This is a genomic window from Bartonella sp. AP72JLCBS (genome assembly GCF_042195705.1).
Taxonomy (GTDB): domain Bacteria; phylum Pseudomonadota; class Alphaproteobacteria; order Rhizobiales; family Rhizobiaceae; genus Bartonella.
The window spans coordinates 1-12,475 of record NZ_JBHIOU010000022.1 but is presented as its reverse complement, the minus strand read 5'-3'; the positions used below and the strand labels follow the sequence as shown (position 1 = coordinate 12,475).

The 12,475-nt window shown below is 34.9% G+C and carries 9 protein-coding genes and 1 pseudogene; 6 read left to right on the top strand and 4 right to left on the bottom strand.

The window, feature by feature from the left end; all coding sequences use genetic code 11:
* The 4 genes from ACFILO_RS08535 to ilvC all read left to right on the top strand — a co-directional run.
* A partial coding sequence (locus ACFILO_RS08535; protein ID WP_375678135.1) for an XRE family transcriptional regulator occupies positions 1–297 on the top strand: 297 nt, incomplete at its 5' end.
* Positions 298–1,296: 999 nt separating this feature from the next.
* Positions 1,297–2,418: an ATP-dependent RecD-like DNA helicase gene (locus ACFILO_RS08530; protein WP_375612026.1), complete on the top strand. Its 1,122-nt coding sequence runs from the start codon at positions 1,297–1,299 to the stop codon at positions 2,416–2,418.
* An 84-nt stretch (positions 2,419–2,502) separates the two neighbouring features.
* Positions 2,503–3,237 carry a pyridoxine 5'-phosphate synthase gene (locus ACFILO_RS08525; RefSeq protein ID WP_375632585.1) on the top strand — a complete coding sequence of 245 codons (735 nt, stop codon included), beginning with the start codon at positions 2,503–2,505 and terminating at the stop codon, positions 3,235–3,237.
* Between the two features lie 1,067 nt (positions 3,238–4,304).
* The gene (ilvC, locus tag ACFILO_RS08520; protein ID WP_375612028.1) at positions 4,305–5,324 is read left to right on the top strand and encodes a ketol-acid reductoisomerase; all 1,020 of its coding nucleotides are present in this window, start codon (positions 4,305–4,307) and stop codon (positions 5,322–5,324) included.
* Between the two features lie 111 nt (positions 5,325–5,435).
* Here ilvC and ACFILO_RS08515 read toward each other — a convergent pair whose 3' ends face one another.
* The 4 genes from ACFILO_RS08515 to ACFILO_RS08500 form a co-directional block, all read right to left on the bottom strand.
* Positions 5,436–6,827: an amino acid permease gene (locus tag ACFILO_RS08515; RefSeq protein ID WP_375612029.1), complete on the bottom strand. Its 1,392-nt coding sequence runs from the start codon at positions 6,825–6,827 to the stop codon at positions 5,436–5,438.
* A 1,016-nt stretch (positions 6,828–7,843) separates the two neighbouring features.
* Positions 7,844–9,244, bottom strand: coding sequence for an amino acid permease (locus ACFILO_RS08510; RefSeq protein ID WP_375613396.1), 1,401 nt, complete (start codon positions 9,242–9,244; stop codon positions 7,844–7,846).
* Between the two features lie 732 nt (positions 9,245–9,976).
* Positions 9,977–10,261 (bottom strand): LysE family translocator, encoded by a 285-nt coding sequence (locus ACFILO_RS08505; RefSeq protein ID WP_375678134.1) that lies wholly within the window; start codon positions 10,259–10,261, stop codon positions 9,977–9,979.
* 358 nt (positions 10,262–10,619) lie between these two features.
* Positions 10,620–11,228: a fumarylacetoacetate hydrolase family protein gene (locus ACFILO_RS08500; RefSeq protein ID WP_375678133.1), complete on the bottom strand. Its 609-nt coding sequence runs from the start codon at positions 11,226–11,228 to the stop codon at positions 10,620–10,622.
* Between the two features lie 357 nt (positions 11,229–11,585).
* On the opposite strand from ACFILO_RS08500, the pseudogene ACFILO_RS08495 reads away from it, so the two are divergent.
* Together ACFILO_RS08495 and ACFILO_RS08490 are read left to right on the top strand one after the other, a co-directional pair.
* Positions 11,586–11,760: pseudogene (locus ACFILO_RS08495) on the top strand (transcriptional regulator); the annotation flags it as partial.
* Between the two features lie 372 nt (positions 11,761–12,132).
* A partial coding sequence (locus tag ACFILO_RS08490) for a hypothetical protein (protein ID WP_375678132.1) occupies positions 12,133–12,475 on the top strand: 343 nt, incomplete at its 3' end.

Genomic DNA, 12,475 nt, shown 5'->3' with positions numbered 1-12,475 from the left:
TTAGACATATCTGTAGCATTTTTATCTTCTGTCGAGATTGGCAAAAAATCTGTTCCTGTAGGACTGGAGGAAAAGATCATAGAGCTTTATGGTTTAGATAAAGCAATGGCTTCTCTCTTAAAAAAAGAAGCCTATTCTTGTCGAAAAAGCATCATAATAAAACCTTCTACTCCGTTGCAACGTGAAACTGTTGTTGCGTTTATGAGACTTTTAGATGGCTTACATCAAGAAGCGTTAGCAGACTTCAAAGAAACATTAGAAACATTGTGCGAAGCGTGCTTTATAGAGAAATGTTAGAAAATCCTATTCCCTAACTTTTATCCACGTATCCCGTACTTTAAAAAAGATATATAAAATCAATTATCTATATAGATAAAAAGAGGTCTTGTTATTTCTAGCAATAAGAATAGCATTAATCAGTTAGTTTTTATAAACTTTAAAACATTGTGACAAAAAGAAAAAGTTTGACTCAGTCGATGGAGAATTGCGCTTTTCTCATATTCTAGAGGACGAACCTGAAATGCTACGCTGGACATGAAACCATGTCCCAGTTTTCTTATAATAGACTACCAAGAAGGCCATACTTACGAACCATATTTTATTGTTGAAACAGAAAAAGCTCCATATTTGTGCGAGATAAAGCGTGCTTCATATAAGCGTGATGTCTCTCTTTATTCGTTGAGATATAACATATTTGTAGCATGAAGAGTAAATTTATTAAAATCATGATAAGAGGGAGATAGGAACTTTATAGGTGTATCATCATAGGATTAAGTCGTTTTGTTGAGAGCTATTTCTATTTTTGCCAAAAGGTTTTTGACATATTTAATTATTATTTCGTAATAGTGGATGTACTTTATTTTTATGTGCAAGAAAGCTGATTGATTGTGTAAAATAGCGTTCAAAAATTACATTATTTTTATCCTGTTAAGGACATTTTTTCTAGTGAGGGTTTTGCAATTGCAATGCTCTTTTTCTCATTCTAAATTTTGGTTAGAAAAAGCGTATAGAGGTGTTATTTTAAATTTAAGATATGCATCTTCCATTGTTGGTGTTACTGTTGTAAAAAATGATATTTTATTTGATACGCATAAGGTGTTACCAAGAAGATCGATGTATAGATAAAATTTAGATTGTTACAATATCTTGAAAAAACAATGGGTAAATAATTGATAATTGTGCTACGAAAGTTGTTAGATGGGCGTGTGTCAGCAATTCTTAATAAAAAGGTTTTTCTTGATAGTCGTTTTTTTTCAAAATACTGCTCTTTTTATGCAAATCTTATGTTGGTAAGCTATGCAGTTTTCACGGGAACAGGATAATGCATTGAAGGCTGTTGCCGCGTGGTTGAAGGAAGGGCGTTCTCCTCTTTTTCGCCTTTTTGGCTATGCGGGGACGGGTAAGACGACGCTTGCGCGCTATTTTGCAGAGACAGTTGATGGTTCTGTTCAATTTGCTGCTTTTACAGGGAAGGCGGCGCAGGTTTTGCGTTCTAAAGGTGCAAGCAATGCTTGTACGATTCATTCGCTAATTTATTGTCCACGTGGTGAAGAGGAAGTTTCCGATGAAATAACAGGAAAAAAATCTATTGCTCCAACATTTACGTTAAATCGAAGAAGTGCTGCTGCACAAGCTAAACTCATTATTGTTGATGAGTGCTCGATGGTAGATGAAAAATTGGCCCGTGATTTAATGAGTTTTCGAACGCCAATTCTTGTTCTTGGTGATCCAGGTCAATTGCCTCCTATATCAGGTGGAGGCTTTTTTTCTAATGGGGAACCAGATTTTCTTCTTTCAGAAATTCATCGGCAAGCGCGCGATAATCCGATTATACGTCTTGCTATGGATGTACGTGAAGGACGCGATATTGCTTATGGTGACTATGGAGAAGCGCGCGTTGTGACACGTAAAGAGGTCAATCAACAATTGGTTTTGGATGCTGATCAGGTCTTGGTAGGGGTTAATCGTACACGCCACCTTTATAATCAGCGTTTGCGTGTGTTAAAGGGATTTACAGCAGATTATCCACAAGCGGGAGATAAGCTGGTGTGTTTGCGAAATGATCCGATTAAAGGTTTGTTGAATGGCTCTTTATGGAAGGTGATGACTTCACAGAAGGAGACCGTTAAACCAAGTATTAATCTTCTTGTGAAACCAGAAGAAAGTGAGCGTGGGGTAGCAAAGATTAAACTTTTAAAAGCAGCGTTTGAAAACCCTGATCAAGAAATTTCATGGCAATTAAAAAAGCGATATGATGATTTTGATTATGGGTATGCATTAACGGTTCATAAGGCGCAAGGTTCTCAATGGAATAATGTCGTTTTGTTTGATGAAAGTTTTGCATTTCGTGATATGTATGCGCGCTGGCTTTATACGGGAATTACGCGCGCAGCAGAGCGTTTAACGATTGTTCGATAGAGAAAAATGTGTATATCATCTAAGTTTCAGATGGAAAATGCCTTTTTTCTATCTTGTTACACACTATAAAAAATGGAAATGGGTATGGCGGTAAAACTTTCGGTTAATCTTAATGCTGTTGCTGTTTTGCGTAATCGACGTAATCTTCCGTGGCCAAGTATAACGAATATTGGGCATATAGCGCTTGCTGCTGGAGCAGCAGGTTTGACGGTTCATCCGCGCCCTGATGAAAGGCATATTCGTTTTTCGGATTTGCCAGATATATACTGTTTAATAAAGAACACTTTTCCTACTGCTGAGTTTAATATTGAAGGTTATCCCAGTGATCAATTTTTAGATATCGCTAAAAACTATGCGGATCAGATTACCCTTGTTCCTGATGATCCAGATCAGTCAACGTCTGATCATGGTTGGAATTTTACTCATGATGCAGAATTTTTAGCACCTATTATTCAGAATTTAAAAAACAGAAAGATTCGTGTATCCCTTTTTGCTAATCCTACTGTCGATGGTCTTGATATTGCTAAAGCAATGGGCGCTGATCGTGTGGAATTTTACACGGGACCTTACGGTGGTGCATTTCAGGATAAAAAAAAACAAGATCAAGAGCTCAATAAACTTGTTTTAGCAGCAAGAAGAGCAAAAGAGTTGCAGTTAGGTATAAACGCGGGGCATGATCTGACACTTATGAATCTTCCTGCTCTTGTCAAAAATATTCCTTGGCTTGATGAAGTTTCTATTGGCCATGGGCTCATTGCTGATGCATTAGAGTATGGAATACATGAGACTGTTCAGCGTTTTATCCGGTTATTATCGTAATCTTTTTCTCTCTATAAAAATTGGAAAAGAAATTTTTATAGAGGTTTGCCAATTTATCTTAAAAAACAATTTTATATATGTTGAGATAAATAGCACTATTATCGTGCATTATAAATATTCTATTGTTCCTCTATTTATTGGTTGCTTTCTATCTTTTGTTTTTGAGTGTATGCGATGTTTTTTATTTGTACTATCCATTATGAGGAAGTTTTAAAATCTTCTTATTATAATTTCTTTGAATGGAGAAGAAATAGGGTTTTGAAAGTATTTCCCTTATAAAGGAGTGCGTAGGATTTTAATGGATCAATACACAAATTTTCTTGATATTTGAGCGCATTTTTGGGTTATCTGTAAATAGTATAACGTAAAATCTCCTTATGAATAAGCTTAATGCAATAGGAGCTGTTAAATAGAATGATGATATCGACTTGTAGCTTTATGAAGTAAAGAGAGTGATGTGCAATAAATCTTACACTATTATAGGGAATTCTTGAAAAGGGCTTGAGCATATTAAAATTTTTTTATAAGGTGCCATAAATGGATAACATAATAGCCGTATGGGGGGCTTCTTCGTGTGAGAGGCGTGGATATTAAAGAACGTAAAAAGTAAAAACATCCTCTCTATTATTCTAAAGATATTGTTGTATATGCTTTTGAAGGTTGTATTAAAACAATACTTGTTATTTTGTAATTTTTCTTGCTATCCGTATTGATTTGGTTCATGTTAAAGATTGTATGTTGTATCTTAATTTTTAGAATATAGCGTTTTGTTGCACGATAAAAGAGTAGAATATTAGCTAAATTTTCTTTAGAAATCTTATTTTGTGTAATTATTGTTTTTGTAGAATAGCAGTTGAAGTTTATTTGGGGATCCGTATATGTTTTAGGAATGTTTGGGGACTACAGTTTTTTCTATGCAATATGTAAACTTTAAAATTATTCAATTGCTGTGTTCTTATAAGCGGTGTTTTTTGTCTTTATAAGTGTGTGGTGCACTGTAGATAATGTTTCTTATTGAATAAAAATAATCTGAAATCCAGTTTAAATAGAGAAAGAAGGAATTTTTTATGCGTGTTTATTATGATCGTGATGCGGATGTTAATCTCATTAAAGGGAAAAAAGTAGCCATTGTTGGTTATGGTTCTCAAGGGCGTGCGCACGCTTTAAACTTGAAAGATTCTGGTGTTAAAAATGTGCAAATAGCTTTGCGTTCAGGGTCGGAAACAGTAAAAAAAGCCATGGCTGATGGTTTTGAAGTGGTGAGTGTTGCTGAAGCAGCAAAATGGGCAGATCTCATTATGATGGCAACACCAGATGAATTGCAAGCTGATATTTATAAGGAACATATTCATGATCATTTACACGATGGGGCAGCGATTGCTTTTGCGCATGGTTTGAGCATTCATTTTGGCTTGATTGAACCTAAAAAAAACGTTGATATTGTGATGATTGCTCCTAAAGGTCCAGGGCATACAGTTCGTCATGAATACCAACGGGGTTGTGGTGTTCCTTGCTTAATAGCGGTGGCGCAAGATGCTTCAGGGCATGCACATAATGTAGCATTATCTTATGCATGTGGACTTGGTGGTGGACGTGCTGGGGTGATTGAAACAACATTTAAAGAAGAGTGCGAAACTGATCTTTTTGGTGAACAAGCGGTTCTTTGTGGTGGTCTTGTTGAATTGATTCGAGCAGGTTATGAAACATTAACACAAGCAGGTTATGCACCGGAAATGGCTTATTTTGAGTGTTTGCATGAGGTTAAACTGATTGTTGATCTCATGTATGAAGGGGGCATTGCAAATATGAATTATTCGATTTCTAATACAGCTGAATGGGGTGAATATATGTCTGGTCCACGTGTGATTACGGATGAAACCAGAGCAGAAATGAAACGTATATTGAAAGATATTCAAACGGGTAAATTTACATCGAATTGGATTCAAGAATATAAAGCTGGTGCTGCTCATTTTAAAAGTATGCGGCGTTTAAATGATAATCATCCTATTGAAGAAGTGGGTAAAAAACTTCGTTCTATGATGCCTTGGATAAAATCGAATGCTTTGGTTGATAAAGAGCGTAATTGAAGATTCTACAGAGATATTTTGTCAATAGCTTTTATAATTTTATAGATAAATATAAAAAGGGTAACTTTAGTTACCCTTTTTATATGTTTTTTGTAATATAAGCTTTATTTTTTAATTTTTTGCATAATTCTTTTTCCCAAAAAGAAAGTATACAATTCCTAAAAATATGAACCATGCTGGAGTGTATTTTAAAGCTATGGCAGTGTCAGCTTCTAATGACAATAAATAGATAATGAATGCAAAGAAAACAAGAAGCGCCCAACACATAACAACACCTCCTGGCATTTTATAAGGAGAGACAGTGTGCTGGAGAGGACGATTGCGGCGATAGACGATATAGCTGATCAAAATGATAGACCATACAAATATAAACAAAGTTGCGGCAATTGTCGTAACAATTGTAAAAGCAGCTATGAGTGTTTGAGATAACGATACAACGGCATAACCAAATAAGATGCATATACATGAAAAGAATAATGCGTTGGCTGGAACGTGGTTACGAGAAAGTTTTCCTAAAAATTTAGGAGCACCTTTTTGTGTTGCTAGCCCATATATCATACGGCTGGTAGAAAAAATTCCACTATTTGCTGAAGATGCGGCAGCTGTGAGGACAACAAAGTTCATCAAACCTGCAGCAGTTGGGATACCAATAAGTGCATACATTGTTACAAATGGGCTTTTTTCTGGACTGATTTGATCCCACGGCGTCACAGACATAATCACAAGAAGAGAGAATATATAAAAGAATACAATGCGGATTGGTATTGAATTAACAGCCTGTGGTAAAGCTTTTTGAGGCTCTTTTACTTCAGCAGCAGCTGTTCCAGCGAGTTCAATGCCAACAAAAGCAAAAATAACAATTTGAAATCCAGCAAAAAAGCCTGTAATTCCTCGCGGAAAAATATTCCCACCGTTCCATATATGGCTAAGAGAAGCAACCGTACCGTTTGGAGAGACAAAACCGGTAAAGATCATATAAAATCCTACAACGATTAGGACTAGAATTGCTACGATTTTGATAAAACCAAACCAAAACTCAAGTTCGCCAAATAGTTTTACGGCGACGAGGTTAAGAATTAAAAAGGACATAAGACCAATTATAACAGGAATCCACGGATTGAGCTCAGGCCACCAAAAGTGTGTATAAGTGACAATAGCAATAATTTCAGCAGTTCCAGTGACAATCCAACACAACCAATATGTCCAGCCGATAAAGAATCCGGCACATGGCCCTAGAAGATCGGTTGAGAAGTCAATAAAAGATCGGTATTGTGTATTAGAAAGCAATAACTCTCCCATAGCACGCATGACAAAGTATAGAGCACAACCAATAATTGCATAAACGAGTAGAATTGAGGGGCCTGCTACACTGATTGTTTTTCCTGATCCCATGAAGAGACCTGTTCCAATCGCTCCACCAAGGGCTATAAGTTGTATGTGTCGGTTATGTAGTCCACGTTGCAATTTCTTCTTAGGTTTTTTTTCTAAATTTTGTTTGTTCATTTTTGGGGAGTTCTCCTTAGTTATTTTTAAATAAAAATTACCCTAAAAAAGGTAATTTCTTCTATCGGAACACGCTATGGTTAAGGAGTAAAGGAATTTTTTTCTATGACTATATGTGAATAAAGCAAAAACATTATTAATTAATGGAATAATTATTTTATATATAAGAAAAAAAGATAAATTGTATTATATTTTTTTAATTTTTTATGTTTTATACATAAGTAATATATATAATATATAATATAATTTATATTATATATTATTATTATATGTATATAAATAATAATTTATATTTATGTATATTTGTTTATAGTAATTTTTATATAAATATCTTTATATTTAAAATTATTTATTTATAGATATTGTTATCTATATAAAAATATAAATAAAATTGTAAATTTATTAAATATAAAACTTTGTATATAAATAAAATAAGTTTAAATGGTTAAACTATTATTTAAAACATTAAAAAAATATATTTAAAATTTACATTTAAGTATTAATATTTAAAATTTATTACAAATAGAAAAATATTTTCATAGAATCTTTTTTTATTGCAGATAGCTATTAAGATATATTCTGTTTAGAGCTATATTTTTAATTTTGATAAAAAATTGAATATAAATTTTTTGGGGGGGGGGGAAGTTTTAGATAAATCTCATGTTTTATTAGTAAACAATGTCAGTGAGGTTTATAGAGAATTTTTTACAGAATAGCTCGTTTCTTATCCTATTGTGCAGTAAAATACTGTTTTGTAGAGTAGTGATATAAAGCATATAACATTTTACGCATTAAGTATTTTTAGAATGGGTGGTGAGTGTTCAGGGCAGGGCTAGCCCATAGAGCCTTATGTAGGTGAACCATATAAATGATCAGCAGCATTCCCCCTTAATAAGCCGGATTGTTTACAAACCGGTGCCGGTAGGAATCGTCGTTTTTTGATGTTTGGGGAGGAGGTTAAGTAGAAAAAGGGTAACTAAAATTACCCTTTTTTGAGATGTTTTTATGTATAGACTTTATTTGTTACCTTGAGTTATTTTTTTCTTTACAAACATAAAATACATTATACCTAAGAAAACAAACCAGAATATACTATATTTTAAGGCTAGTAGAGTATCAGCTTCTAATGTCAACAAATAGAGCATGAAAACAAAGAAAACTAAAATTATCCCACACATGATAACACCTCCTGGCATTTTATAAATGGATTCAGCGTGTAGATGAGGGCGATTGCGACGATACACAATATAGCTAATCAAAATTACAGACCATACGAATAAAAATGCAATAGCTGAAATGCTTGTCACAATTGTAAAAGCACTTATGAGGCTTGGAGAGAGTGAGGCAATTGTATACCCTATTAAAATACATAAACAGGAAAAGAATAGAGCATTGGCTGGAACATGGTATCTGGAAAGTTTACCTAAAATTGGAGGGGCACCTTTTTGTGTTGCAAGTCCATATATCATACGGCTGGTAGAAAAAATACCACTATTTGCTGAAGAGGCAGCTGAGGTAATAACGACAAAGTTTACCAAGCCAGCAGCTATCGGAATGCCTGCAAGCCAAAACATCGAGACAAAGGGGCTTTTATCTGGAACAATTTGATCCCAAGGTGTGACAGACATAATTACAGCGAGAGAAAAAATGTAAAAGAGTACAATACGGATCGGTATTGCATTAATTGCTTTGGGGAGAACTTTTTTAGGTTCTTTTACTTCAGCAGCGGTTGTTCCAGCAATTTCTATACCAACAAAAGAAAAAATGGCAATTTGAAATCCAGCAAAAAAACCTGTCATTCCTCGCGGAAAGATATTGCCATCGTTCCATACGTGATTGAGAGAAGCAACCGTACCATTGGGAGAGGTAAAGCCCGTAACGATCATATAAAATCCCACAACAATTAATGCTAAAATTGCGACGACTTTGATAAGACCAAACCAGAATTCAAGTTCACCGAATAGTTTCACGGCAAAGAGGTTAAAGATTAAAAAGACACTAATGCAGGTAAAAACGGTAAACCATGGATTGAGTGTTGGCCACCAAAAGTTCATATAAGTGATGATGGCAATAATGTCAGCAGCTCCAGTTACAACCCAGCTCAACCAATAGCTCCAGCCAACAAAGAAAGCGATTCCCGGTCCTAGCATATCGGTTGAAAAATCAATAAGAGATCGGTATTGTGAATTAGAAAGCAACAATTCTCCCATAGCACGCATGACAAAGTATAGAGCAAAACCGATAATAGCATAAACGAGTATGATGGAAGGACCTGCTACACTAATTGTTTTTCCTGCCCCCATGAAGAGACCTGTTCCAATAGCACCACCAATGGCTATAAGTTGTACATGTCGGTTGTGTAGTCCACGCTGTAACTTATTCTGAGAATTATCTTTTAAATTTTGTTTGTAGCTCATTTTTTGGGGGTTCCCTTTAATTATTTTGAGATTAAATTACACTAAAAAAGCATTATTTTGTATCGAAGCATGATATAAATGAGGTGTAAAGGAAAAAAACGTTTTTTATGATTTTGTGTGGATAAAGAAAAGAATATGTTTTAGGAATATGGTTTTGAAAAAAGAGAATGTTTTCCTCTTAAATAACGTAACAGATATTTGAATGGGGAGCTTTTTATTGTTATGAATAACAAATTAATTGTTCATTAAAAGACGTGGGGCTTTTAAAATTATTTCAGAAAGTTGTCAGGAGTTTTTATAATTTTTTGAAACTTATTATTTGTAATCAGTGCATTATTTATTATTATTCATAATGGTGAGAGTTTACTTTTTGCTCAAATAGCACTCGAGAGTTCTCATCTTAGTTTAAGAAACAATTTTTAATGGAAAATTAAAATGATTTTTAAATCATTTTTTTGTTTGTATGGTGCTATCATAAATCAAAAAGTTACTTTTGTTTCATAAACGAAAAGAGGAATATCATAGCTTATTTTTTTAAAAGTGATGAATAAGGATTTTGTTTAGATATTGGTAACATTTTATAAAATGTTGCGAGGAACTTACATTGTTTACACAAACGTCCTTGAGAGTATGATAAAGAAATGCAACGTAATTCAGTTATACAAAGAAAAAAAGAACTGGGGATTGTATAAGCTCTGTTAGAGATTGAGCTATTCATAGTGAGAGACAGAATCAGGAAAAGATTGCTCTATTAACTTTACAATTTGTTATCAAAGATAAAACTGTTCCTGTCGCAATGTTAATCGAGCCTTTTACCCGCTGCTTTTTTAAGGCGGTACTGGCAAATGATATAAAAATGGTCATTAAAGTAAACCATGCAAAGATGTTGAAAGAATGTATTGTGACAAGTTCAAAACCTTTTTTAATGCTACCTCCAGAAGCTAAGAATTTTGGAAAAGCTGCTATGTAAAATATAGATACTTTGGGGTTTAGTATTTGTGTCAGAAAACCGTCCATATAGCTGGTTAAAAGCTTTGTTTAACTCGTAGCATGCTTTTCATTCGTTGAACTTCTTTCTTTTGAATTTAAGCTGTGTATTCCAGATTTAATTGATTTAAAGCCCATGTATAATAAATAGCTGCCACCCATGAGTTTTACTAAAAAAAAACAGCGTTTTGTTGTTGAGAATGAGCGCTGATACACCTAGGTGTGGAAAATGCCCCATGCACATATGTTGCTGTACACAATCCTAAAACGTTTACAAATGCGTTCTTTCTTCCCAATCTCGTTGCATTATCGATGATAAGGGCCATATTCGGCCCCGGTGAGATGACTAAAAAAAATGAAACAATGAAAAAGGTCAGTATTTGATGATTCATTTTACTTTTAGCTCTGAAATTAATTGATTTTCGAGATACAATTCTATTCTGTCAAACTGAGAAAGTTTTCCGACACCCTGTGGAGTGCCTGTGTATATGAGATCACCACGTCTTAGCTGAATGTAGTGACTTAAAAATGAGATTATCTTCTCAAAGCTAAAGATCATATTTTTCGTATTGCCAACTTGTCTTGTTTCGCCATTCAACTTCATTGCAAAGGTTATTGGGTTGTTTATTTTTTCCTTGTTTATGAAGTCAGAGACGTATGCAGCGCCTTTAAATCCTTTCGATAAAAGCCAAGGAAGCTTTTTTTCTTTCAGTTTTGTTTGCAAATCCCGCGCGGTGAGATCAAGACCTATTGCTACGGCATCATAGCATTCTTCTGCTTCTGCCTCCATAATCATGAAAGCGTCCTTTGAGATTTTGAGCACAATTTCGGTTTCAAAATGTATTTCTTTGGAAAAATTAGGGAGATAAATTTCATTGCCTAAAACGAGTGAACTTTTTGGCTTGCTAAAGATAACAGGTTCATCTTCAACAACATTACCTAGTTCATGAACATGTTCAACATAATTGTATCCAACACAGTAGATGTCATTTATCATGGGAGCCCTCCAAATTTTTCATTTTCTCTTTGTATAGGCAAGAGAAAACTTTGCAAACAACATTTTTTCTTATATCGCGTTTTGCGTTTTCTGGAAAAGAAGCATTATGTGGGTTAATGACTAACCACGATGACAGCCCTTCGCATTATCCTCTTTTGAAGAGTGCTCAATCTTATAGTCTTTGAGATTATTTTCATTTTGATTGCTAATCTCCTGAAATTACTTTATTACTTAAAGAGTGATTTTGCTCGTCTACGCAGCGATTAGTAGGGTCTGAAAGCCCTAAAGTTCGATCATAAATGAGCCCACTCTGTGGGTGTCTCGGAATTATGGGATATTTTTCTATGTCTAGGTGCTATGAGCACTAAAAGTAAAAATCTGGTTCGTATTCAATACTTTCAGGCTCTCGGAATACTAATGCGAGGGTGCTCGCAACCGGCGGGGGACTTGAAAGTGAAAAGCAAAAAGCCACATTTTAACGACATTTCTATAGGCAAAAAATCGCTTTCAAAGAAAAATGCTGGGAATGTCGTAAAAGCAATTAGGGCACCAATTAGGGATAACTTTTCAACAAATCCAAAAGTATGAGAAAGTCTGTGATGATTAAAAAGAAGCAGACCGTGGCAAACTTATTATGGCATTTGGAACGGAGAAGATTTTTACCAGCTTTAAGATAGCACAACAAATAGCCGGAACTGGAGAGCGTGTTTTGTTTCTCGTGCCTTTTCTGGCTTTGATGTCATAAACGATAAGAGAATGGACACGCTATACAGAAGTACTGTTTCATTCCTTTGTGGTGTATTCTGATACATAAGTTGGCAAGCGTCGTAAAACAAAGATGCTGTTGTCGAACTCGATGTCTCAGATCTTGGCTCTATCAGCTACCAACTGATGTTCAAAAGCTTTGAAAAAAACAAATAAAGTCTTAGCGAATGCAATGACCGTGGTGTTTGCTACTTACCAATTAATCCAAGTGATTGTGGATGCGCAAGAGAAATACGGTTTATCAGAATTTGATCTGATCATTTATGAAGCAGCGCAGGTTAAGGCAGATAAGGTAGAACCTTTGGTTGTAGAAGCCAAGGAAGTAGCTGAGACTGCGAAGATAACAGCGGAAGAAGCGATGAATGTTGCGGAGCAAGCAAAAGAAGAGGCTGATACGACAAAGCGAGGGCTTGGAGAGGTCAAGAGTTCATTAGACACGGTGACAGCAACGACAAATTCTGCGAATACAGCCGCCTCTGAGG

Bases quoted from the DNA above. Each gene is read 5' to 3' on its own strand.
- ACFILO_RS08530 (WP_375612026.1), top strand. From the start codon at position 1,297: ATGCAGTTTTCACGGGAACAGGATAATGCATTGAAGGCTGTTGCCGCG.
- ACFILO_RS08525 (WP_375632585.1), top strand. From the start codon at position 2,503: ATGGCGGTAAAACTTTCGGTTAATCTTAATGCTGTTGCTGTTTTGCGT.
- ilvC (WP_375612028.1), top strand. From the start codon at position 4,305: ATGCGTGTTTATTATGATCGTGATGCGGATGTTAATCTCATTAAAGGG.
- ACFILO_RS08515 (WP_375612029.1), bottom strand. From the start codon at position 6,827: ATGAACAAACAAAATTTAGAAAAAAAACCTAAGAAGAAATTGCAACGT.
- ACFILO_RS08510 (WP_375613396.1), bottom strand. From the start codon at position 9,244: ATGAGCTACAAACAAAATTTAAAAGATAATTCTCAGAATAAGTTACAG.
- ACFILO_RS08505 (WP_375678134.1), bottom strand. From the start codon at position 10,261: ATGGACGGTTTTCTGACACAAATACTAAACCCCAAAGTATCTATATTT.
- ACFILO_RS08500 (WP_375678133.1), bottom strand. From the start codon at position 11,228: ATGATAAATGACATCTACTGTGTTGGATACAATTATGTTGAACATGTT.